This window comes from Butyricicoccus pullicaecorum, assembly GCF_002160355.1.
Taxonomy (GTDB): domain Bacteria; phylum Bacillota; class Clostridia; order Oscillospirales; family Butyricicoccaceae; genus Butyricicoccus; species Butyricicoccus pullicaecorum.
In genome coordinates this window covers 1-23,215 of sequence record NZ_NFKK01000018.1, presented here as the reverse complement: position 1 = coordinate 23,215, position 23,215 = coordinate 1, and the positions used below count along the sequence as shown (strand labels likewise).

Annotated in this window: 24 protein-coding genes; 17 read left to right on the top strand and 7 right to left on the bottom strand. The window is 55.1% G+C overall.

Annotated features, from left to right (window positions below; genetic code table 11):
- Positions 1–7: 7 nt before the first annotated feature.
- On the bottom strand, positions 8–484 hold the full coding sequence (locus B5F17_RS11965) for a hypothetical protein (protein WP_087374150.1): 477 nt from the start codon (positions 482–484) through the stop codon (positions 8–10).
- A 110-nt stretch (positions 485–594) separates the two neighbouring features.
- Between B5F17_RS11965 and B5F17_RS11960 the strand changes: the two genes are divergently transcribed.
- Positions 595–1,101, top strand: coding sequence for an O-acetyl-ADP-ribose deacetylase (locus B5F17_RS11960; protein WP_087374148.1), 507 nt, complete (start codon positions 595–597; stop codon positions 1,099–1,101).
- A gap of 59 nt (positions 1,102–1,160) precedes the next feature.
- Here the strand turns inward: B5F17_RS11960 and B5F17_RS11955 are convergent, their stop codons facing one another.
- Positions 1,161–2,762: a mannitol dehydrogenase family protein gene (locus tag B5F17_RS11955; protein WP_087374146.1), complete on the bottom strand. Its 1,602-nt coding sequence runs from the start codon at positions 2,760–2,762 to the stop codon at positions 1,161–1,163.
- A gap of 232 nt (positions 2,763–2,994) precedes the next feature.
- On the opposite strand from B5F17_RS11955, the gene B5F17_RS11950 reads away from it, so the two are divergent.
- Entirely contained in the window at positions 2,995–4,788 is a 1,794-nt protein-coding gene (locus tag B5F17_RS11950) for an ABC-F family ATP-binding cassette domain-containing protein (protein ID WP_087374144.1), read from the top strand.
- A 23-nt stretch (positions 4,789–4,811) separates the two neighbouring features.
- Positions 4,812–5,159 carry a TIGR04076 family protein gene (locus B5F17_RS11945; protein WP_087374142.1) on the top strand — a complete coding sequence of 116 codons (348 nt, stop codon included), beginning with the start codon at positions 4,812–4,814 and terminating at the stop codon, positions 5,157–5,159.
- A 70-nt stretch (positions 5,160–5,229) separates the two neighbouring features.
- Here the strand turns inward: B5F17_RS11945 and B5F17_RS11940 are convergent, their stop codons facing one another.
- Together B5F17_RS11940 and B5F17_RS11935 are read right to left on the bottom strand one after the other, a co-directional pair.
- The gene (locus B5F17_RS11940; protein WP_087374140.1) at positions 5,230–6,717 is read right to left on the bottom strand and encodes a DUF1846 domain-containing protein; all 1,488 of its coding nucleotides are present in this window, start codon (positions 6,715–6,717) and stop codon (positions 5,230–5,232) included.
- A gap of 204 nt (positions 6,718–6,921) precedes the next feature.
- Positions 6,922–7,353, bottom strand: coding sequence for a hypothetical protein (locus B5F17_RS11935; RefSeq protein WP_087374138.1), 432 nt, complete (start codon positions 7,351–7,353; stop codon positions 6,922–6,924).
- 151 nt (positions 7,354–7,504) lie between these two features.
- On the opposite strand from B5F17_RS11935, the gene B5F17_RS11930 reads away from it, so the two are divergent.
- The gene (locus B5F17_RS11930) at positions 7,505–8,125 is read left to right on the top strand and encodes an NAD(P)H-hydrate epimerase (RefSeq protein WP_016147703.1); all 621 of its coding nucleotides are present in this window, start codon (positions 7,505–7,507) and stop codon (positions 8,123–8,125) included.
- Positions 8,126–8,172: 47 nt separating this feature from the next.
- On the opposite strand, the gene B5F17_RS11925 is transcribed toward B5F17_RS11930, so the two are convergent.
- From B5F17_RS11925 to B5F17_RS11915, 3 genes are all read right to left on the bottom strand, one after another.
- Positions 8,173–8,472: a hypothetical protein gene (locus B5F17_RS11925; protein WP_016147702.1), complete on the bottom strand. Its 300-nt coding sequence runs from the start codon at positions 8,470–8,472 to the stop codon at positions 8,173–8,175.
- Between the two features lie 15 nt (positions 8,473–8,487).
- Positions 8,488–9,489: a Gfo/Idh/MocA family protein gene (locus tag B5F17_RS11920; RefSeq protein ID WP_016147701.1), complete on the bottom strand. Its 1,002-nt coding sequence runs from the start codon at positions 9,487–9,489 to the stop codon at positions 8,488–8,490.
- Between the two features lie 207 nt (positions 9,490–9,696).
- Positions 9,697–10,626: a sugar phosphate isomerase/epimerase family protein gene (locus tag B5F17_RS11915; protein ID WP_087374134.1), complete on the bottom strand. Its 930-nt coding sequence runs from the start codon at positions 10,624–10,626 to the stop codon at positions 9,697–9,699.
- 103 nt (positions 10,627–10,729) lie between these two features.
- On the opposite strand from B5F17_RS11915, the gene B5F17_RS14730 reads away from it, so the two are divergent.
- The 13 genes from B5F17_RS14730 to B5F17_RS11855 all read left to right on the top strand — a co-directional run.
- The gene (locus B5F17_RS14730) at positions 10,730–10,939 is read left to right on the top strand and encodes a hypothetical protein (protein ID WP_143287734.1); all 210 of its coding nucleotides are present in this window, start codon (positions 10,730–10,732) and stop codon (positions 10,937–10,939) included.
- Between the two features lie 203 nt (positions 10,940–11,142).
- Positions 11,143–12,171 (top strand): sugar ABC transporter substrate-binding protein, encoded by a 1,029-nt coding sequence (locus B5F17_RS11910; RefSeq protein ID WP_087374132.1) that lies wholly within the window; start codon positions 11,143–11,145, stop codon positions 12,169–12,171.
- A 222-nt stretch (positions 12,172–12,393) separates the two neighbouring features.
- Complete coding sequence (locus B5F17_RS11905; RefSeq protein WP_087374131.1) at positions 12,394–13,899, top strand: sugar ABC transporter ATP-binding protein; 1,506 nt, start codon at positions 12,394–12,396, stop codon at positions 13,897–13,899.
- Positions 13,892–14,890, top strand: a complete 999-nt coding sequence (locus tag B5F17_RS11900; RefSeq protein WP_087374129.1) for an ABC transporter permease — start codon at positions 13,892–13,894, stop codon at positions 14,888–14,890. Before B5F17_RS11905 ends, B5F17_RS11900 begins: the two co-directional genes overlap by 8 nt.
- Before the next feature lie 387 nt (positions 14,891–15,277).
- A complete protein-coding gene (locus tag B5F17_RS11895) occupies positions 15,278–16,177 on the top strand; it encodes a DUF6017 domain-containing protein (protein ID WP_087374127.1) in 900 nt (299 codons plus the stop codon).
- A gap of 6 nt (positions 16,178–16,183) precedes the next feature.
- Entirely contained in the window at positions 16,184–16,672 is a 489-nt protein-coding gene (locus B5F17_RS11890) for a PcfB family protein (protein WP_087374125.1), read from the top strand.
- Positions 16,669–18,531, top strand: a complete 1,863-nt coding sequence (locus B5F17_RS11885; RefSeq protein WP_087374123.1) for a VirD4-like conjugal transfer protein, CD1115 family — start codon at positions 16,669–16,671, stop codon at positions 18,529–18,531. The genes B5F17_RS11890 and B5F17_RS11885 overlap by 4 nt, the downstream gene beginning before the upstream one ends.
- A 2-nt stretch (positions 18,532–18,533) precedes the next feature.
- Entirely contained in the window at positions 18,534–18,755 is a 222-nt protein-coding gene (locus tag B5F17_RS11880; RefSeq protein ID WP_087374121.1) for a Maff2 family mobile element protein, read from the top strand.
- Between the two features lie 79 nt (positions 18,756–18,834).
- Positions 18,835–19,689 carry a VirB6/TrbL-like conjugal transfer protein, CD1112 family gene (locus tag B5F17_RS11875; RefSeq protein ID WP_087374118.1) on the top strand — a complete coding sequence of 285 codons (855 nt, stop codon included), beginning with the start codon at positions 18,835–18,837 and terminating at the stop codon, positions 19,687–19,689.
- 15 nt (positions 19,690–19,704) lie between these two features.
- Complete coding sequence (locus tag B5F17_RS11870; RefSeq protein WP_059004499.1) at positions 19,705–20,091, top strand: PrgI family protein; 387 nt, start codon at positions 19,705–19,707, stop codon at positions 20,089–20,091.
- A complete protein-coding gene (locus tag B5F17_RS11865; protein ID WP_087374116.1) occupies positions 20,057–22,459 on the top strand; it encodes a VirB4-like conjugal transfer ATPase, CD1110 family in 2,403 nt (800 codons plus the stop codon). The genes B5F17_RS11870 and B5F17_RS11865 overlap by 35 nt, the downstream gene beginning before the upstream one ends.
- Before the next feature lie 4 nt (positions 22,460–22,463).
- Positions 22,464–22,787 (top strand): hypothetical protein, encoded by a 324-nt coding sequence (locus tag B5F17_RS11860; protein WP_087374114.1) that lies wholly within the window; start codon positions 22,464–22,466, stop codon positions 22,785–22,787.
- Positions 22,780–23,215 (top strand): DNA cytosine methyltransferase (locus tag B5F17_RS11855; RefSeq protein ID WP_206396734.1); only part of this gene is annotated, 436 nt, incomplete at its 3' end. The genes B5F17_RS11860 and B5F17_RS11855, both read left to right, overlap by 8 nt.

The following is a 23,215-nucleotide window of genomic DNA, read 5'->3' as shown; positions in this document are numbered from 1 at the left end:
CCAATGATTAACTTTCCTGCCAGCGCGTGTAATCGGTGTCCGACCAGGACGGCTGGCGTTCGTAAAACAGCAGAAAAACACGTTTGTGATAGGAAAATCCCACGGTTTCCCATCCCTCAAGTTCGGCCTGCATCACGTACGATGTCCCATCCTGCTCGACGATCTTTTGCTCGGGCAGAAAAAATGGGATGAACAACAAGACAGCCGACGCTGCGAGGATGGACAGGCACACGACCGCAGACAGTAAAATAAAGAGCGCTTTGCGTATCACGGTCGTACCACCAATCAGCTTGTGCAGGATATGCAGTATCCCGTTTCCGAACAGCAGCAGCCAGATGAATACAGCAAATAATAAAATCGCCAGTACAGGTGTGCGTACGCCGAGTCCGATTGCGTAAATCCCTGCGTAAACAGCGATAGCCAGAATACCGATCGCACAAAGCAACCGGAAACGCCGTTCGGTGTGCTGGATGATATCGTGCATATTACACCTTCTTTGCAATGTTTTCTCTATCCTACCATACCGATGTGCCTTTGACAAGCAGCACGTGCGCGGCGTATACTGAACATAAAGTACAATGGGAGGTCGGTATGATGCAGACAAGAATCGAGATCGTTCAGGGCGATATCACCAAGATCCAGGCTGACGCGATCGTCAACGCGGCTAACACAAGCCTTTTGGGCGGCGGTGGTGTGGACGGTGCCATCCATCGTGCGGCAGGCCCGGAACTTTTGGCAGAGTGCCGCACGCTGGGCGGCTGCAAAACCGGACAAGCCAAGATCACCGGCGGATACCGACTGCCTGCACGGTACGTCATCCACACACCGGGACCGATCTGGCACGGCGGGCAGAGCGGGGAGGATGACCTGCTTGCGGACTGCTATCGCAACTGCCTTACCCTCGCAGCAGAACACGACTGCCGCACGGTAGCCTTCCCGGCTATCAGCACCGGTGTCTATCACTTTCCGCTCGATCGTGCCGCTGCAATCGCGGTGCGCGAAATCCGAGCCTTCCTGCAAACGCACGCGGTGCCCGAGCGCGTCCTTCTAGTATGCTTTGACGCACGCACTGCACAGGCGTATGAGAACGCCCTGAACTAAAAACGACAGCAAAAAAGACCGCTCGCATCCGAGCGGTCTTTTTGCATTGCCAATAAGATTTAGTTGTCGCCGCAGTATTTGTGCAGGGTCTGACGGACAGCGCCCGGGCCTGCAATCAGTTCGCGGAAATACTCGGTGACCTTTTCAGCCACACCAACCTCGTACAGGTTGACGCCGAAAATGGGCTTGGAGGACAGAATCGGGTAGAGCTGTGCCTCGGTGACCTTCTCGGTACCCAGCTTGATGCCTTCCAGATGCTTCTGCAGCATTTTCAGGTTGGGATCGGGGCTCAGTTCAAATGCTTCACCCTTGTCATCCACACCGATCAGGTAGCGCAGCCAGCCAGCCAGTGCCAGCGGCAGGTACTTGAGCTTGCAGACACGATACTTGGGCAGGGGGGAATCGTAGTAGCCTTGCAGCGTGACACCGAAGCGGGTTGCCAGCTTTTGCGAGGTATCGGTTGCGATACGCTGCGGGGTGTCGGGCATGAAGGGGTTGGGATAGCGCACAGCCAGTGCCTCGTGCAGGTACTCGTGCGGGTCGAGAACGCCGGGGTCGGAAACCATGGGCATTGCCTCGATCTCGCTCATGCGGGTGATGAGGTTAACAAGGTCCTTGTCCTGCATCTCGTCGCTGATCTTGGTGTAGCCCAGCAGACAGCCGTAAACTGCGAGGGTGGTATCGTTGGGGTTGAGGCAGGTGCAGGCCTTCATCATTGCGGTCTTGAGCACGATGTCGCTGCGGGTGAAGATGACGCCGAGCTGCTCAAGCGGCGGATGACCGACCGGGAAGTTGTCCTCGATCAGCAGGTACTGCGGCTGTTCGGTATTGACAAAGGGCGCGTACGTAGTGCCCTTAGCGGTGGCACAGGGAGTCATGCCTTCCAGACCGTCAGCAGCCAGGTGCTCGGCGATCTTGGGATCGGGATGGGGCGTGATCTTGTCGATCATGGTGATCGGGAATGCAATCTGCTCGGACAGGTAGGACAGCTCTGCGTCGTCAATGAGACCTGCTGCCTTCCAAGCATAGGCAATTTCCATCATCGACCAGCGCAGACGCATGCTGTTGTTCTGGCAGTTGTCCATCGATACCAGCGCGATGGGCTTGCCGCAGGTGTGCATACGATGCAGGCACAGCGAGATGACGCGGCCGATCAGGCTCTGGGTGCCCTTGGGGCCGTTCTCCATGTCGTGTGCGACGTCGGGATAGAGGTTCTTATCGTTGTCACGCAGCGGATAAGCCTTCTCGGTGATGGTGAAAGAAACCATCTGTAAGGAAGGAGCGGCAAAGATTTCAGCGACACGGTCGTAGTCGGTGCCGAGGGTTAGCGCCTCAGCAATCGAGCCGACGACTTCCTTCTTCAGGCGGCCGTCTGCGTACAGGGTTACAGCAAGCGACAGGTTGTCGTGTGCGCGATAGCAAGCGTCGATGAGTTCCTCGTCATACGCCTCACAGCAGATGATGCCGGTATCGGTCAGACCAGCGGTCAGCATACGCTGTGCCAGAACGGCCGGAAATGCGCGGAACATGCTGCCAGCGCCAAAATGCAGCCAGGTCGGAGCGGCTTTGGTGCGCGCTGCCATTGCGGGAATGTCGTACTGCGGCATGCGGTAGCTTTCCCAGGCCAGTTTGTTCTCCAAACTCTCCAGATTTAATTTCATATATTTTCACCAATCCTTTTTGCATATATGATTGTCATGGTACATTTATTATAGCAAATATCCCATCTATATGCTAGTGGGTTTTGTGCATTTCGGCAAAAAATTCTGGTTCATCGCAAAAAAACAGATGAACTTTTGGGTAAATTCCGGGACAGAGGCGGGAATGAGGGTTTTGCATTCAAATTTTAACCGGGCTGTGGTATAATGAGCGTGCACGGAAAGGAGTTGTACTATGCTTTTAGCAGCCGAGCATATTGAAAAAAATTACGGGATGAAGCGCCTCATCCGGGACGCTTCCCTTTATCTGGATACCGGGGACAAGGTGGGCATCATTGGCATCAACGGTACAGGAAAATCCACGCTGCTGCGCGTTTTGGCGCGTGCAGAGGAGCCGGACAGCGGTACGGTGCAGGTATTTCCCAATGTACAGGTGTCGTACATGCCGCAGAACCCGGACATGGACGCGAACGCAACCGTGTTAGAGCAGGTGTTTCGCGATCTGCCGAGCGAATACCGCACGGTCGCAGAGTATGAAGCGCGCACCATGCTGACCCGTCTGGGACTGAATGACCACGATCAGAAGATCGGCACGCTGTCCGGTGGTCAGCGCAAACGCGTGGCACTGGCATCCGCACTCATTCACCCGTCCGATCTATTGATCTTGGACGAGCCGACCAACCATCTGGATATGGAGATGGCGGCATGGCTGGAAGATTACCTTATCCGCTTCCACGGCGGTCTGATTCTGATTACCCATGACCGTTACTTCCTCGACCGCGTGGTCAACCGTATTGTCGAGCTGGAAGACGGCGTGCTGTACAGCTATGAGGCCAACTATGCACGTTATCTGGAACTGAAAGCCGAGCGGCTGGAGATGGAGCAGGCAGGCGAGCGCAAGCGGCAGGCCATCTTGCGCCGGGAATACCAGTGGATTATGCGCGGCGCACGCGCACGCGGCACCAAGAGCCGTGACCGCATCGAGCGCTATGAGGCGCTGCGCGATCAGGACGCGCCGGTTGAGCGTGAGCGGGTGCAGATGTCCGCACTTTCCGGGCGGCTGGGACGCAAGACCATCGAGCTTGCTCATGTCACCAAGGCCTATGGCGGCCAGACGGTGATCTCGGACTTTTCCTATATCCTGTCCCGCGATGACCGCATCGGCGTGGTCGGTGTCAACGGTGCGGGCAAGACGACTCTGTTAAACCTCATCGCCGGACGTGTCCAGCCGGACAGCGGTACGGTGGAGACCGGTCAGACCGTCCGTCTGGGTGTCTTCTCGCAGGAGGGACGCGAACTTGACCCGAATGCAAGGGTCATCGACTGGATTCGCGACATCTCCAACCGCATCGAGACCCCAGAAGGCACGTTTACAGCTTCGCAGATGCTGGAAAAGTTCCTGTTTTCGGGCGACTTGCAGCATCAGTTCATCGGTAAACTGTCGGGCGGTGAAAAGCGCCGTCTGTATCTGCTGTCAGTGCTGATGGAAGCGCCCAACGTCCTGCTGCTCGACGAGCCGACCAATGACTTGGACGTAGAAACGCTGACCATTCTGGAAGACTACCTGGAATCCTTCCCGGGCATCGTGCTCGCGGTATCCCATGACCGCTATTTTCTGGATAAGATCGCGCATTCGATTTTCGAGGTCTGCCGCGGCGGCGAAGTGCGCCAGTATACCGGCAACTTCTCCGATTATCTGGACAAGCGCGTCCCGGCGGAAAAAGCCGAGCGGGTCAAGACCGAAAAGACCGAGAAGGCACAGAAACCGGTAAACAAACCGCAAAAGCTCAAATTCTCATTCAACGAGCAGCGAGAGTTCGACCACATCGACGAGGAACTCGAGCAGCTGGCCGCAAAGATCGAGACTTGTGAGCAGCAAATCGCGGGCGCAGCCAACGATTACGTCAAATTGCAAGAATTGCTCGCGCAGAAGGAAGAACTGGAGCGTCAGCAGGAATATAAAATGGAGCGCTGGGTCTATCTGAACGAGCTGGCGGAAAAGATTGCGGCGCAGAACGAAAAGGCGTAAAAGAAAGGGGCGGAGCAAGGTTTATGAAAAAATGGTACGATGAGGAATATGTGTTCACGGTGGAAGTCACAGGCTTTCTGCGTGGCACACAGACCGAGCACTATTGCCGCAACGGCGAGGAAATTGGTGATCGGTATACCTGTACGTATGGCTGTCCGGTCAATGCAGACGGACAGGGAATCTGCTCTAAGACCATGCTGATGCTGTTTCCCTTGATGGAAGCGGTGCGCAGCGGCGGCGATTTGCAGAATGTCGGCGGCGATGGCACGTACAGTAAAACCATTGTATGTCCGGACGGCTGCGTGATCTTTCGTCTGACCGCACAAAAGACTGGAAAGGAAAATTTTTATAAAGGCAAATTTCTAGAATAACCGCCCCATATCAAACAAAAAGCGCTCAGGACACCGGATTCGGTGCTCTGAGCGCTTACTTTTTGTGAAATTACTTGTGATAGAGCTTCTTGGTCTGATGGACGGGCTCACAGGTCAGGTTCATGCCCAGCTTCTTGAAGACGTTGTCGTCTACCTGAGCCAGAATGACCGAGGAGTGTACCTCACAGCCGCGCAGACCGGACAGGTGATCGAGTGCCAGCTTTGCAACCGGGTTGGTGGTTGCCGAGATGGACAGCGCGATCAGCACTTCGTCGGTGTGCAGGCGCGGGTTGTGGTTGCCGAGACCCTGGGTCTTGAGCTGTTGGATGGGCTCGATGATGAGCGCGGGCAGCAGGGGCAGGTTGTCCGGAATGTGTGCCAGGTGCTTAAGTGCGTTGATGAGCGCAGCCGAGGACGCGCCGAGCAGGGACGAGGTCTTGCCGGTCACGATCGTGCCGTCAGGCAGCTCGATGGCAGCAGCCGGATTGCCGTCGGTCTCCTCCGAGCGCTGGAGCGCTGCGGCAACGACCGGACGGTCTTCGATGGAGACCTTTGCCTGCTGCATGAGCAGTTCGAGCTTGTGAATGGCAGTGTCGTCGCTGCGGCCGTCGCGCTTGTCGCACAGCGCCTGATAGTAGCGGCGAATGATCTCCTGGCAGGATGCCTCGCGGCAGGCATCGTCGTCGATGATGCACTTGCCGGCCATGTTGACGCCCATGTCGGTGGGAGAGTGGTAGGGGCTTTCGCCTGCGATCTTCTCAAAGATTGCGTTGACGACCGGGAAGATCTCAACGTCACGGTTGTAGTTGACCGTGGTCACGCCGTAGGTTTCGAGGTGGAAGGGGTCGATCATGTTGACGTCGTTGAGGTCAGCGGTTGCAGCCTCGTAAGCGAGGTTGACCGGATGCTTGAGGGGCAGGTTCCAGATGGGGAAGGTCTCGAACTTCGCGTAGCCAGCCGAGATACCGCGCTTGTACTCGTGGTAGAGCTGGGACAGGCAGGTTGCCATCTTGCCCGAGCCAGGGCCGGGAGCGGTGATGACAACGAGCGGGCGGGAAGTTTCGATGTACTCGTTCTTGCCGTAGCCCTCGTCGGAGACGATGAGCTGTACGTTGCTCGGATAGCCTGCGATGGGGTAGTGGGTGTAGACCTTGACGCCCAGTGCGATCAGACGACGCTTGAATGCGTCGGCAGCAGCCTGACCTGAGTACTGGGTGATGACGACCGAACCGACATACAGACCGATGCCGCGGAATGCGTCGATCAGACGCAGTACATCGACATCATAGGTAATGCCCAGATCCGAGCGGACTTTGTTCTTCTCGATGTCGCCAGCCGAGATGGCGATGACGATTTCGGCCTGATCGGCCATCTGCGCGAGCATGCGCACCTTGCTGTCGGGTGCGAAGCCGGGCAGAACGCGGGAAGCGTGGTAGTCGTCGAACAGCTTGCCGCCGAACTCCAGATAGAGCTTGCCGCCGAACTGTGCGATGCGCTTTTTGATGTGTTCGGACTGCATGGACAGATATTTGTCGTTGTCGAATCCAATTTTGTTCATAATCTAGGCCCTTCCTTCTATATAACGGTTACTCGATCCGATAAATTTACATACATTATAAATTATAAAGACTTTTTCCGGGTTTTACAACGGCTGTCCGGTAAATTTACATGGAAAAATTCAGTCGGAAAAACTGTGCAAAAATCGTGATTGTGCCCGTTGCAGGACATAAAAAGACCGTCCGACAGGCAGACGGTCAAAAAGTTATGCGGCGGCATGCAGACGGGAAAGAGCTGAAAATAACGTATCCGTACCGGATGCGGGAGAAAAACAGACGAAGAATCCCGCACGCAAGGGAAGATAAAGATGTTTGCGATCGACCAAGACGGTAAAAGTTTGGTCATCTTCGTGCCAGAGAGACAGTTCGTATAAGGTTGCGGGCGGTTCGGACGTGATGTGTCTGGTCAGACCACGGAAATGCAGGGTCGTATCGCGAAGCGTCTGTCCTACGTCTGCGGCTTCCTCGGTAGAAAGCTCGATCGGAATGAGGGACGCACCCTGGTTGTGTTCGCGTAGTGTGCAGCCGCTGGGCTGCGTCAGTGTCTGTTCGCTGGTAAACAGGGTAAATGAGCATGGGACAAATATGACAATCAGAACCAGAACGGCCAGTACGATGGTTATGATACGACGTTTCACGTTATCACCCCTTTTGGTACGCAGCATGAGTATATATTTATTATAGGGTATTCCGAATGACTGTCAAGCATAGATGAGCACGCTTGCGCTTTTTTCGCGGGTGCGGTATACTAAACCAAACAGAAACGATGTGATAAGGAGCATTGGAGCTATGACGGTAACAGCAGCCGAGATGAAGGAAATTGAGCGCAAGGCAGCCGAGGGTGGCCTGAGCTATGAACAGATGATGGAGAATGCAGGCCGTGCGGTGGCAGACTTTGTGCAGGAGAAGCAGCCGGTGCTGCGCACGGCAGCGATTTTTGTCGGTAAGGGCAACAACGGCGGCGACGGACTGGTTGCAGCGCGTTATCTGCGCGAGCGCGGTGTGCGTGCAGCAGTCATTCTGGTTGAGGGTGAGCCCAAGAGCGAGCAGGCGCGGGCGAACTTTGCAAAGCTGGACGAAAAGACCCCGATTTGGCCGATCGAGGAGTTGCAAATGGATCAGATCAACTGGATTTTCGACGCAGACGCTGCCATCGATGCGGTGTATGGCACTGGTTTCCACGGAGAACTGTCCGACGTGGCACGTGCGGCGACCACCATGCTGTGCCGTTCGTTCGGCATGGTCTTTGCCATCGACCTGCCCAGCGGTGTCAACGCGGACACCGGTGAACTGGCTGTCGGTGCTGCGATGGCCGATCACACCATCGCGCTGCATGCAGAAAAGCCGGCGCACAGTCTGGCCAAGGCAAACTGCGGCCTGACCCATGTCGCAGACATCGGCATTAAGTAAGCTATAAAGACAAGAAAAAACCGCCCGAATGGGCGGTTTTTTAATGCTTATTCATGCTCGTCCTCATACTGGCGCAGCGTGCCCTCGGTCATGTGGGACAGCGCGGCCAAACGCTCGTTGACCATATCCCACATGCACATCGGCAAGTGATCGCGATGACCACGGTGAATGGTCACGCATTCAAAGCAGTTGCCGTGATGGGGACAGGCTTCCTTGCATGGGCAGTGATCGCCGGATTCGCGTACCTGACGGAGAAATTCCATCTTCATTTCATACGCTTCCTGCTTTTTGCCCTGCTGATCGAGCTCATTCTGCTGGATGGCCAGCGGGTTGTTATCGATCTGCATAAATAATGTGTACGATTAGCGGTACAGCTCGGGCTTCTCGATGGTCTCAACCGGGAGGAATACGCCCTTGCCGCGGGAGTTGTTGAGGGCATCGCCTGCAACACAAGCAACATAGCCATCCCAAGAGGACGGGCCGGTCAGCTTGCCGTTCTCAACGGACTTAACCCACTCGGTCATCTCGATGTCGTAAGCTTCGATGAAGCGATCCTTCCAGTCGGTCAGGATCGGGAAGCTGCGGGTTGCGTTTGCACGCTTAACAACTGCGTACGGATCGGGCAGGTTGATGGTACCCTTCTCGCAGACAACCTGGCACTGGATGTCGTAGCCGTAGCCGTCAGCAACCTGTACCTCAACGTCGATGCGGCAGCCGTTCTGGGTTTCGAGCAGAACGATCTGCGGGTTGTCGTAACCCTTGTTGCTCAGCGAGCTCTGACGAACCTTCAGAACCTGTGCGCTCTTGTACTCGTCGCCCAGCAGCCAGCGGCAGATGTCCAGCTCATGGATTGCAACGTTGGTGATACCCATCTCGGTCTTGAAGCCCGGGCCCTGGGAAACGTTACGATGGCATGCATGGATCATCAGGGGAGCACCCAGCTCGCCAGACTCGATGATGCGCTTCATCTCAGCGTAGCCACGGTCGTAGCGGCGCATGAAGCCTACCTGTACCAGGCGCTTGCCATGCTTGAGCTCAGCCTCAATGATCTTCTCGCAGTCAGCTGCGTTCAGAGCCAGGGGCTTCTCGCAGAAGATGTACTTGCCATGCTTCAGACCCTCGAGGACATAGCCAGCGTGGGAGTCGTCAGAAGAAGTGATCAGGATTGCCTGTACTTCGGGAGCGGCAATCAGCTCTTCGCCAGATGCGTATGCACGAATGCCATACTGTGCTGCAACCTTGTCAGCAGCCTCCTGGAAATAATCCGCGCAAGCGACAACTTCTGCACCCGGTACCAGGTCGTGCAGACGGCGGATGTGATCGCGGCCGATTGCGCCGCAGCCAATAACACCAATATTTAACATGAGATTTCAACGTCCTTTCCAGCGTTTTTTTCCAACTGATACAGTTGGTTGACTCTCTTACTTAATGATACGCAACTTGTGCGCTCGGGTCAATGTTTTTCGTGTAAAATCGGAAGCTTAACCAAAATTCCGGGCGTATTTTTAGGCAAAGGATGGGGTGTAGAACGGCAGAAAAGGCAGCTTAGAGTGTGCAATGTGCAATTTTGTTTAAAGCACAAGTGCCTCACGCAGGGCACGGAGCGAAGCAATGTGGCCGTCGAGCATGGACATGGTCAGATCTTCCATCTCGAGCGCGACCACATCGTCATAACCGCACATGCGAACGACCGAGAAAAATTCCTGCCACCACTGTACGCCGTGACCGGCGCCGACAGCGACATAATTCCACGAACGCTTTGCAAAATCATCGATGCCCTTGGTGTCGAGTACACCGTTCGGGCCGATCAGACGGCGTTCCATGCGAGAGTCCTTGCCGTGGACGTGGTAGAGTGCACCGGCTTCGCCGAGTACACGTGCGGCTTCCATGGGATCGCCGCCCATCCAGAACAAGTGTGAGGGGTCGAGGTTCATACCGATCAGGTCGCTGCCCACTGCTTCGCGCAGACGCAGGCAGGTTTCCGGATTGTACACCAGCTGCATGCCATGGTTCTCCAGTGCGATCTTTTCAATACCGCAGTCGGCAGCCATGCGCACGATGTCGCGCCACATGGGAATAGCGACTTCCTCCCACTGATAGTGCAGAATGTCCTGCGTCTCGGGCGGCCAGGAGGTGGTGACCCAAACCGGGGTGCGGTCACCCGGACAGCCGGCAGGCAGACCGCTCATCATAACAATCTTATGGATACCGAGCTGCTCGGCGAGCTGGAAGGTTTTCTGGGTGACTTCCATATCCTTCTTATATGCAAGGGGATTGCCCGAGCAGTTGAGTGCGCACAGAGACAGGCCGCGCGAGCGCATCGCGTCGTACCATTTTGTGCGTGCAGATTTGTTCGAAACGACCGTGTCGAGATCGATGTGCGGGGCGCTCGACCAGTTGCCTGTGCCGATTTCCAGGCAGGAAATGCGTTCACGCACACAGAAGTCAAGCATTTCTTCGTAGGGCATATCCAGGGTGCAGGTCTTAATACCGAGTTTCATGGTCATATTCCTCATTTCGGTCTGAAGTATTTTGTGCAATTTGTCTTTGTACGAAATGACGTCAGTCAAAGAGTACAAAAAAAATGAAACGTTAATGTGCAACTTGCACAATGAAAATGGTGATTGTTGGGGAAGTGAGGCGAAAAAACGCAGAATTGTGTGTTGTCTTTTTTATTTTAGAGCAGGGGTGACAAAAATGCAAGCAGAAAGGTCACAACAAAAGACACAGAGAACAATACAAAGAACATCAAAATATATTCAAAAATTTATTGAGATTGCCGAGAAGAAAAGAGAAAAGGCACAAGGCACATAAAAAATAAATCGGAATTGTAAATTTCTTAATCGAATTCCACAAAGTCGGAATCGAAAATTAAGCATACTTACAATAGTGCACAATCTCCTTGACAGCGTCCGGTGGAGGACTTAAAATATAGACAATGACCTGTGTATTTCACAGGGGTAAATTTAGCGTTCCGCACAAAAGCGGGGCGCGTGAAGAAAAGAGAGGTTTGCATTATGAAAGTGAAGAAGTTAATGGCAGCAGCGCTGGTCGGTTCTATGGCTCTGTCTCTGGCAGCTTGCGGCGGCACTGAGACCACCCCCGAGGAGAACACCACCGGCGAGTCCACCGCTGAGTCCACTGAGGCTGGAGACGGCAACTACAACATTAGCGTCATCCTGAAGACCACCGCTTCCGAGTACTGGGGTTATGTAAAGGCTGGTGCTGAGGCTTACGGCAAGGATCATCCGAATGTAACCGTTTCTGTTAAGGGCGCTTCCTCTGAGACCGCTTACGAAGAGCAGCTGAACATGATCGACACCGAGCTGAACAACGCTTCCAACGATGGCTTTGTTATCGCTCCGCTGCAGGCTGACATGGTTGCTAACATGATCAAGGGTCAGACCAAGCCGATCGCAGCAGTTGATACCGATATCGATGCTCCCGAAGTCTTCACTTTCGTTGGTACCGGTAACGAAGCAGCTGGTAAGCTGGGCGGCGCTGCTGCAGTAGAAGCTGCAAAGGCTGCTGGCTGGGAAGAGATTAAGGCAATCGAGATTTGCGGTGTACAGGGCGACTCCACCAACGAGGCTCGTAAGGCTGGTTACATGGCTGGTATCGAAGAGGCTGGCGGCGACTTCCTCGAGGAAGAGACCCAGTACGCTGATGCTACCGCTGATAAGGCTGTAAACTGCATGGAAGCAATCATGCAGAAGTTCCCGGACGGCATCGCTATCATCTGCGCAAACAACGATGATATGGCTATGGCAGCTGCTCGTACCGGTAAGGCAAACCCGAACTACGCTAACACCATTTACCTCGGCTTCGACGGCATCCAGGCTGCATGTGAGTCCATCCTGAAGGGTGAGCTGACCATGTCCGTTGCACAGCAGGGCTACGAGATGGGTTACAAGTCTGTTGAGGCTGTTGTCAACAAGCTCGACGGCGCTACCGATATCCCGGACTTCATCGACTCTGGTGCAGACGTTGTAACTCCGGACAACGCTCAGGAGCGCATGGACACCCTGAAGGGCTACCTGGCATAATTTAATCCAGCGTACACACTTTTTCTCGACAGTTAATTAGAGAGAGCACTCCCGCCCTGGGCCTGAGGGCTGGGGCGGGAGTTTTATGTCTGCTTCCTGAAAAACTTCTATGGACGGAGCGACAGCCGTGTCCAGTAAAGGGTACGGTTAAGATCGCGCCGAGAGCGATTTTCGAGAATTTGCTCCGCACCCCCATCTCGGAGAAGAACAGGTGATGAATCGATGAGTGAATATGTAGTAGAATTGAAAAATGCGGTGAAGCTTTTCCCTGGCGTCGTCGCACTGAAAAACATGCACCTCAACGTCAAGCCCGGCGAGATTCTGGGTCTGATCGGTGAGAATGGCGCGGGTAAATCCACGCTGATCAAGGTGCTCACTGGTGTACACCAGCCTGATGAAGGCGAAATCTATGTAGAAGGCCAGCTCAAGAAGTTCAAGGACCCCAATGAGTCCGCTGCTGCAGGTATCGCTTGCGTATACCAGGAGCTGAACATCGAGCCCCTTCTGAGCATTACTGACAACATTTTTATCAACAAGTGGATCAAAAAGGGTGGTCTGCTTGACTATGCGACCATGCATAAGAAGGCAAAGGAAGTCATGGCTTCTCTGGGCCAGGACATCGATCCGCACAAGCCGGCGGGTACCTTCGGTATGGGCGTTCAGCAGATGATCGAGATCGCAAAGGCGGTTCTGATCGATGCGAAGATGATTATCATGGACGAGCCTACTTCGTCCCTCGGCGAGAAGGAAGTCGAACAGCTGATGAAGACCTGCCGTGACCTGAAGGCACGCGGCATCGGCATCGTGTTCGTTTCTCATAAGCTGGAAGAGCTGTTCGAGCTGTGTGACCGCGTTACCGTTATCCGTGACGGTGAGTTCATCGAAACCCGAGACATCAAGGATTGGGACAATGACTCGCTGATTACCGCAATGGTAGGCCGCAGCCTGGACAATCAGTTCCCCAAGGAGTTCGGTCAGAAGAGTGCCGAGCCTGTTCTGAAGGTTGAGAACCTGCAGGAGGGCGGCGTGCTCTTTGGTGTCGACTTTGAGGCATACGGCGGACAGATTCTGGGCTTTGCCGGCCTGGTTGGTGCCGGCCGTACCGAGACCATGCGCGCGATCTTCGGTGCAGATCCGATCGATGGCGGCAAGGTTTACATCCATGGCAAGGAAGTCAGCATTAAGAATCCGCGTCAGGCCATCAACAATGGTATTGCGTTCCTCACCGAGGACCGTAAGGGCCAGGGTCTGGTTCTGGCACAGACCATTCGTACCAACCTGATCCTTGCAAACATGAAGCGTTTTTGTAATGGTCCCTTCCTGAACGAGAAGAAGATCCTGGAGTCTGGTCAGGAACACATCAAGTCCCTGCGCATTAAGACCCCGTCGATCGACGAGATCGTTGGCCAGCTGTCTGGTGGTAACCAGCAGAAGGTCGTTATCGGTAAGTGGCTGAACGCGGACGCAGACATCTTTATCTTTGACGAGCCGACTCGTGGTATTGACGTCGGTGCAAAGGTCGAAGTATATAACGTCATGAACAGCCTGGTCAAGGCCGGCAAGTGCGTCATTATGATCTCTTCGGAAATGCCCGAGATCCTGGGCATGAGCGACCGCGTTGTCGTTATGCGCGGCGGTAAGGTTATGGCGACGGTTGACCGCGACAGCAAACATTTCAATCAGGAAGACATCATGAAGGCTGCATGGGGAGGAACATTAGATGGCTAAGACGATGACAAAGAAGAAAAGCGCCAACGGAGTATCGCTTGGTACCCTGGCTGCATTGGTAGTTCTGTGTGTGCTGCTTGCAATCGCATCGCCGAACTTCTTAACTTTTAACAATATCATGAGCGTATTCAAGCAGACCGCGTTTAACGCATTCGTATCTGTTGGTATGCTGCTCTGTCTGATCACCGCCGGCATTGAGCTTTCGGTTGGTGCAAACGCAATCTTCTGCTCGTGCCTGATGGGTATGATGGTACAGAAGGGTGTGACCAGCGGTATTGCAATGGTTATCGTTGCACTGGTTGCTGGTACTGCAATCGGCCTAATCAACGGCCTGCTGCTCACTCGCCTGCATCTGCCTCATCCCTTCGTTTCCACTCTGGGTATGAAGAACGTTCTGTGGGGCGCTGCTCTGCTGGTTACCGGTTCTCAGATGGTTTCCGGTTTCCCGGAGGGTGCAACCTGGTTCGGTAGTGCAACTGTCGGTGGTTTCCCGATCAGCTTCATCTGCGTTATCATTCTGTACGTTGGCATGCACATTTTCCTGACCAAGACGACTCTGGGTCGTTCGATCTACTGTGTCGGCGGTAACCCGGAAGCAGCTCGTCTGTCCGGTATCAACTCCGCAAACGTCCTGACCTTCTGCTACACCTTCTCCGGCCTGATGGCAGCAATCGCTGGTATCGTAACCACCGGTCGTTCTGGTATCTGTAACGGTACCATGGCAATCCAGCCGTACGATACCGACGCAATCGCAGCCTGCATCATCGGCGGCGCATCCTTCATGGGCGGCAAGGGCACCATGGCAGGTACTATGGTCGGCGTTCTGATCATCGGTGTTCTGCGTAACGGCTTCACCCTGCTGGCATTCGACTCCGCGCTCCAGAACCTGGTACTCGGCCTGGTTATCATCCTGGCAGTCCTGATGGACGTTACCCGTGAGCGTATGGAGGCTAAGGCTCGTCGTATGGCAGCTGCAAACTCCGCAAAGTAAGTTCATACTTGCAAATAAAAAAAGAAGCGCTTCCCCCGCCTCCTAATAAGAAAACATGAGATAGTCCAGTAAAATCAATGTTTTCAGAGGCAAGGAACACGATGTGAAGTCAAAAAATCAAATACTGGCAGGACAAAGGGTGCTGATGTGAAATATCAGCACCCTTTTCCTGTCCCAAACGCCATAGGAAATCCTATGGCGTTTTTTACTTTCCATCAAGTACACGGAAAACTGTATTGAAAGGGGTGAGAAATCGAAGGTATTTCTTCATGTAGGAAATGCAAATCAAGTGTCCATAGGTTTTCCCACATGGAGAAGCAAGTGGGCACAGAATTGAATTTTTCCGAAAACGAACACTTTTCCAGACCGCCGGAGGGAGGTGAGATTATGGCGGTATTTCGCATTGAGAAAACCCGCGACTACACGGTGATGGCAAACCATCATCTGCGGAACACGGCACTGTCGCTGAAAGCGAAGGGGCTGCTGTCCCTTATGCTGTCCTTGCCGGAGGATTGGGACTACACCACCAAAGGCCTTGCCCGGATATGCCGGGATGGAGTGGACAGCATTTGTGCTACGGTCCGGGAGCTGGAGGATGCGGGGTACATTATCCGTGAAAGAGTCCGTAACGCCAACGGGCGGCTTGGCAGCATCGAGTACACGATCCTGGAGCAGCCCAGACCGCCGGAACCTAAACCGGGAAAACCTGAACGGGAAAATCCAGTTCAGGTAAAACCAGTCTTGGATTCTCCTGTCTTGGGAAAACCTGAACAGGAAAACCCCGCACAATTAAATACTAAAGGATCAAGTAACCAAATATCAAATACTGATTTATCAAGTATGGAAGGATCAAATCCTATCCAATCAAGCCCCCAAAACCCCGCAGAGGCCAAACGGACCGGACGGGACTGGATGCGGGAGCGAGAGAACTATCGGGAACTGATTTTGGAGAATATCGAGTATGACTATCTATGCCGGGATGACCGGCTGGATCGGGATATGCTGAATGAGTTGGTGGAGCTCATGGTGGATACCGTCTGTTCCCGCAGGGAGACGATCCGCATTGCCGGGGACGACTATCCGGCGGAGGTGGTCAAATCCCGGTTCCTGAAGCTGAACAGTTCTCACATCGAGTATGTGTTGGACCGTATGCGGGAGAACACCACCTATGTCCGCAACATCAAGAAATATCTGCTGGCTGCCCTGTATAACGCCCCGGCCACCATCGACAGCTACTATGCGTCCCTGGTGAACCACGACCTGTACGGCAGCGGAGAAAGGAGGTAATCACTCATGCAGGAAGAAGTCACCCAGCGCACCGTTGCCCTCTGCGTGGAGGCTACAAAGCTCTCCGCCGGGATGCTGCAACAGGCCATGAAAAAAGTGCTGGACGAGATGCAGAAAGGCGTGACCGGCCACAAGACCAAGCTGCACCACGGAAAACAGACCCTCCGGCAGCTGATGAAGCACAACACCGGCGTTTCAAACATCGAGATCACCGACCAGAACATCCGGGCCTTTTCCGCCACCGCCAAGAAGTACGGCATTGACTTCGCGCTGAAAAAGGACACCAGCGGCGATATACCCCGCTACCTGGTGTTCTTCAAGGGCCGGGGTGCCGACGTTATCACGGCAGCCTTTCGGGAGTTCTCCGCAAAGAACCTGGAGAAAGAGAAAAAGCCCTCCATCCGCAAGGAGCTGGAGCAGGCGAAACAGCAGTCCAAAGCCCAGCACCGCCAGCGGGAGAAGGTCAAGACCAAAGACCGGGGTGTGGAATTATGACGGTTGACTGGAAGAAGGTTCTCATCCTCAACCTCCCGTATCTGCTGTTCGTGTATCTCTTTGATAAGCTCTGCCAGGCGATGCGCCTCGCGCCCGGCCTTGACGCCTCTGAAAAGTTCCTGCATTTGAGCCAGGGCTTTACGGAGGCGTTTTCTTCTGCGGCGCCCAGCCTGCATCCGCTGGACCTGCTGGCAGGTATCGCCGGGGCGATCATTGTTCGGCTGGCGGTGTACGCCAAAGGGAAAAACGCCCGCAAATACCGTAAGGGCATTGAGTACGGCAGCGCCCGGTGGGGCACGGCGGCGGATATTGCCCCCTATGTCGATCCGGTCCCCGACTGGAACATCCCTCTGACCCAGACGGAAAAGCTCACCATGTCCAGCCGCCCGAAAAATCCCAAGTACGCCCGGAACAAAAACATCTTGGTCATCGGCGGCAGCGGCAGCGGCAAGACCCGATTCTTCGTCAAACCCTCCCTCATGCAGATGCACAGCAGCTATGTGGTCACCGATCCCAAAGGACAGCTTTTGTCCGAGGTGGGGACCATGCTGCGGCGGGGCGCCCCCAAGCTGGACGAGAACGGAAAGCCCATGCGGGATGCCCACGGAAAGGTCATCTATGAGCCGTACCGCATCAAGGTCCTCAACACCATCAACTTCAAAAAGAGCATGAAATACAACCCCTTCGCCTATATCCGGTCGGAGAAAGACATCCTCAAATTGGTCAATGTCATCATTGCCAACACCAAAGGCGACGGAGAAAAATCCTCCGAGGATTTTTGGGTCAAGGCCGAGCGGCTTTTGTACTGCGCCCTGATCGGGTACATCTGGTACGAGGCCGAGCCGGAAGAAAAGAACTTCCTCACGCTGCTGGAGCTTATCAACGCATCCGAGGCAAGAGAGGACGATGAGGAATTTCAAAGCCCCGTTGACTTGCTCTTTACCAAGCTGGAGAAGGAACACCCGGACCACTTCGCTGTGAAGCAGTACCGCAAATTCAAGTTGGCTGCCGGCAAGACCTTGAAATCCATCCTGATTAGCTGCGGCGCCCGCCTTGCCCCCTTCGATATTGCGGAGCTGCGGGAGATCATGTCGGACGACGAACTGGAGCTGGATACCCTGGGCGACCGGAAAACGGCGCTGTTCCTCATTATGAGCGACACGGACACCACCTTCAACTTCGTTATCGCCATGCTGCAAAGCCAGTTGTTCAATCTCCTTTGCGACAAGGCGGACGACGTGTACGGCGGCAGGCTGCCCGTCCATGTGCGGTGCCTTCTGGACGAGTTCGCCAATATCGGGCAGATACCGAACTTCGACAAGCTGATCGCCACCATCCGGAGCCGGGAAATCTCGGCTTCTATTATTTTGCAGTCCCAAAGCCAGTTAAAGACCATCTACAAGGATGCCGCGGATACCATTGTGGGCAACTGCGACACCACCTTGTTTTTGGGAGGCAAGGAGAAATCCACCCTGAAAGAAATCTCGGAGCTGCTGGGCAAGGAGACCATCGACAGTTTCAATCAATCCGAGAACCGGGGCAGCCAGGTTTCTCACGGCCTCAACTATCAGAAATTAGGAAAGGAGCTGATGACTCAGGACGAGATCGCGGTGATGGACGGAGGCAAGTGTATCTTGCAGCTTCGAGGGGTGCGGCCGTTTTTCAGCGACAAGTTTGATATAACGAAGCATCCCCGCTACAAGTACCTTGCCGACGCCGACAAGAAAAATACCTTTGACATTGAACGGTACATGAAACGCAGACCGGCCATTGTGAAGCCGGACGAGCCTTTCGATCTGTACGAATTGAAAGCCACCGACCTTCAACCCGACAATTCAACTGAACGAAAGGAACTGTGAATATGAGCTTTTTTACTAACGCTATCGACGTTTTGCAGACTCTGGTCATCGCCCTGGGCGGCGGCCTGTGCGTGTGGGGCGGCATCAACCTTCTGGAAGGTTACGGCCAGGACAACCCCGCCTCCAAGAGCCAGGGCATCAAGCAGCTCATGGCGGGCGGCGGCGTTGCCCTCATCGGCATCACCCTGATCCCCCTGCTGTCCGGTCTGCTGTCCACCACCTGATTTTGCCCCAAACCCGGCGGGGGCTTTCGTTTCACAGCGGGAGCCCCCGCAAAGGAGGTGATCTCCCTTGATATTGGATATGATCCAGGAGTGGTTCAAGGAACTGCTCATTGACGGTATCATTTCAAACCTGACCGGGATGTTTGATACCCTGAACACAAAGGTGGGCGAGATCGCCGGGGAGGTCGGCATGACGCCCACCGCCTGGAACAGCAGCATCTTCAACATGATCCGAAACCTCTCGGAGACGGTGATCGTCCCTATCGCGGGCATCATCCTCACCTTCGTCATGTGCTACGAACTGATCCAGCTCATCATCGAGAAAAACGACCTCCACGACTTCGACACCTGGATTTTCTTCAAGTGGATTTTCAAGACCTTCTGTGCGGTGCTGATCGTCACCAACACCTGGAACATCGTCATGGCGGTGTTCGATGTGGCGCAGAATGTGGTCAGCCAGTCGGCGGGGGTCATCATTTCGGACGCGGGCATTGACATTTCCGGCGTGGTGGGCGATCTGGAGACCCAGCTAGCCGACTGGAGTGTGGGCGCCCTGCTGGGGCTGTGGTTCCAGAGCGTGTTCGTGGGGCTGTGTACGCAGATTCTTTCCATCTGCATCTTCCTGGTGATCTACGGCAGAATGATTGAGGTGTATCTGGTGACCTCCATAGGACCGATTCCCTTTGCCACGATGGTCAACCGGGAGTGGGGCTCCACGGGGCAGAATTACCTTCGCTCCCTGCTGGCCCTGGGCTTCCAGGCCTTCCTCATTATGATTTGTGTGGGCATCTATGCCGTGCTGGTGGAGGGCATCTCTACATCCGGCGACAACATATCCGCGGCAATCTGGGGGTGCATGGGCTATACGGTCCTGCTGTGCTACACCCTGTTCAAGACCGGCAGCCTTGCAAAATCCCTGTTTGGCGCCCACTAAAGGAGGTGTGAAACATTGGCTTATGTAACGATCCCGAAGGACCTGAGCCGGATACAGAGCAAGGTCCTGTTCGGGCTGACCAAACGACAAGTGATCTGTTTCGGAGCGGCGGCGCTGGTAGGCGTGCCGCTTTTCTTTTTGGCAAAAGCGAGCCTGGGAACCACCACGGCGGCGCTGTGCATGATCCTGGTGATGCTGCCCTTTTTCCTGTTCGCCATGTACGAGAAGAACGGGCAGCCGCTGGAAGTGTTCCTGGGCCATCTGATTCAGAACAAATTCATCCGGCCGAAGGTACGCATCTACCAGACCAACAATCTCTATTCCGCCCTGGTGCGGCAATCCCAACTGGAACAGGAGGTGAAGCGGATTGCGAGAAAAGGCAGAAAGACCGGCAAAGCGTAAACTCACCCGTGCCGAGCGCAGGCAGATCGAGGCGGTGATCCGGCAGGCAAAGGGCGACGGGAAAAACCATACGGTGCAGGACAGCATCCCCTTTCAGAATATGTTCCCCGACGGCCTGTGCAGGCTGGAGGGTGGCACCTTCTCCAAAACCATCGCCTTTGAGGATGTGAATTACCGCCTGGCGGGGCCGGAGGACCAGCGGAGCATCTTTGAAAGCCTCTGCGACTTCTACAACGGCTACGACCCCTCCATCGGCGTTCAGGTTACTTTGGACAGCCGCAGCGGAGGTAGCGCCGCCGATGAAATGTTTGGCATCACCAGACAGGGCAACGACCTGGACCCCATCCGGGACGAGGCGGTGGACATTCTGCGGATGCAGTACAAACGGGGCAACAACGGCTATGTGAAAACCAAGTATGTGACCCTGACCATCGAGGCGGAGAACCTTCCCGCGGCGAGGGCCCGGTTTGCCCGCATTGAGACCGATACCCTCAACCGCTTCAAGGTCATGGGGGCAGCGGCTCATGTGCTGGACGGAAAGGAACGGCTGGAGCTGCTTTACAACATCCTCCACCCGGAGGGCGGACAGTTCGCCTTTGAATGGGACTGGCTCCCGGCCAGCGGCCTTTCGGTGAAGGACTTCATTTCTCCGTCCTCCTTCCACTTTGGGGAGACCCGCACCTTCCGCATCGGCAAACGGTACGGGGCGGTGTCCTTCCTGCAAATTCTGGCGCCGGAGATGCACGACCGTATCCTCACCGACTTCATGGAGGCGGACGGAAATATCATGGTCACCATGCACATCCGGGGCATCAACCAGAACGAGGCCATCAAAATGGTCAAGCGGAAAATTACCGACCTGGACGCCATGAAGATACAGGAGCAGAAACGGGCGGTGCGCAGCGGCTATGATATGGACATACTCCCCAGCGACTTGTCTACTTATGGCGGCGCGGCAAAGAACCTTCTCACCGACCTGCAATCCCGCAACGAGAGAATGTTCAACATGACCTTCCTGGTGCTGCACACGGCGGAGACCCGGCAAAAGCTGGAGATCGCCGTATCCCAGGCGGCCAGCGTCGCCCAGACCTACAACTGCCTTCTGACCCGGCTGGACTTCCAGCAGGAAGATGGGCTGATGTCCTCTTTGCCCCTGGGCCTCAACCGTATCAAGATCGAACGGAGCCTGACCACATCGGCCCTGGCGGTGTTCGTCCCCTTTGTCACCCAGGAGGTGTTTATGGGCGGCGACGCCATGTACTACGGCCTCAACGCTCTCTCCAACAACATGATCCTGCTGGACCGCAAGCAGTCCCGCTGTCCCAATGGTCTTGTGTTCGGCACGCCCGGCAGCGGCAAATCCATGAGCTGCAAGCGGGAGATCACCTTTATCATGCTGATGACCCAGGACAACATTATCATCTGCGACCCGGAGGACGAGTATTCGCCCCTGGTAAAGCGGCTGGGCGGTCAGGTGATCCGGCTGTCCCCATCCAGCACCGACTATGTAAACCCCCTGGACATCAACCTCAACTACTCCGAGGAGGAAAACCCGCTGGCGCTGAAATCCGACTTCGTACTGTCCTTCTGCGAGCTCATCATGGGCAGCAAGACGGGATTGGAGGCTATTGAGAAAACGGTCATCGACCGGGCGGTGCAGATGATCTACCAGCCCTACTTTGCCGATCCCCGGCCGGAGAATATGCCGATTTTGGGCGACCTGATGAACGCCCTGCTGTCCCAGCACATCCCGGAGGCCGACCGGGTGGCCCAGGCATTGGACCTCTATGTGAACGGTTCTCTGAACTTCTTCAACCACCGCACCACCGTGGACATCTCTAACCGCCTGGTCTGCTTTGACATCAAGGGCCTGGGCAAGAACCTGAAAAAGCCGGGGATGCTCATTGTCCAGGACGCGGTGTGGAACACCGTCACTATCAACCGGGCGATTGGACGGTCTACCTGGTATTTCGTGGACGAGTTCCATCTTCTGCTGAAGGAGGAACAGACCGCAGCATACAGCGCCGAGATTTGGAAACGCTTCCGTAAGTGGGGCGGCATCCCCACCGGGGCGACCCAGAACCCCAAAGACCTGCTTTCCTCCCCAGAAATCGAAAACATCCTGGAGAACAGCGACTTCATTTATATGCTCAACCAAGCGGCGGGCGACCGGAAGATACTGGCGGAGCGGCTGAATATTTCGTCGGAGCAGCTTGCCTATGTGACCAACTCCGAGCCGGGCCACGGGCTGCTGTTTTTCAACAATGTCATCCTGCCCTTTGCGGATGACTTCCCGAAAGATACCGAGCTCTATAAATTGCTCACCACCAAGCCCAGCGAGGTGGAACATGAGGAAAGGATGGGATAAGGATATGGAACAGGAAAAGCTGTATGTCATTGAGGAAAAGACCTACGAAGCCCACATCGACGAGAAAGTGCATCTCTATGGGCTGCTCCACCAGCTTGCCTTCCTTGCAGGGAAAATCAAGGACCGGCGGGACATGGAGAACCTGATCGATACTGCCCGGCGGTACGGCGAGATTGCCGACCAGATGTTTGACCGCTGGAGCATCCCCGGCCGCTACCTGGTGTTCGGCGACAAGGCCGACCTCGCCCGGCTGAAGGCCCTGGAGCTGTGCGAGCTGGACGCCTTCTATGTGGACTGCGGGGATGATGAGGACCAGCCCCATGCCTGACCGCCTCACCCACGTCAGCCTCTTTTCCGGCATCGGCGGGCTGGATCTTGCGGCAGAGGCGGCGGGCTTTGAAACGGTCTGTCAATGCGAGTGGGCGGACTATCCCTATTCCATCTTGGAAAAGCATTGGCCGGATGTGCCGAAGTTTCGGGACATCACCACATTCACGAAGGAGGCGTTTTTTGAGAAAACAGGACTTGAAACCGTCACCATCCTCTCCGGCGGATTCCCGTGCCAGCCCTTTTCCTCTGTCGGACGGAGAAAGGGCTTTGCGGATGAACGCTACCTGTGGCCGGAGATGTGCCGCGTTATTGCCGAGCTGCGGCCCCGTTGGGTGCTTGGGGAAAATGTTGCTGGCTTCATCAATATGGGGCTCGACAAAACGATTTTTGACCTGGCAAAAGCGGGATACGCTGTTCTCCCATTCG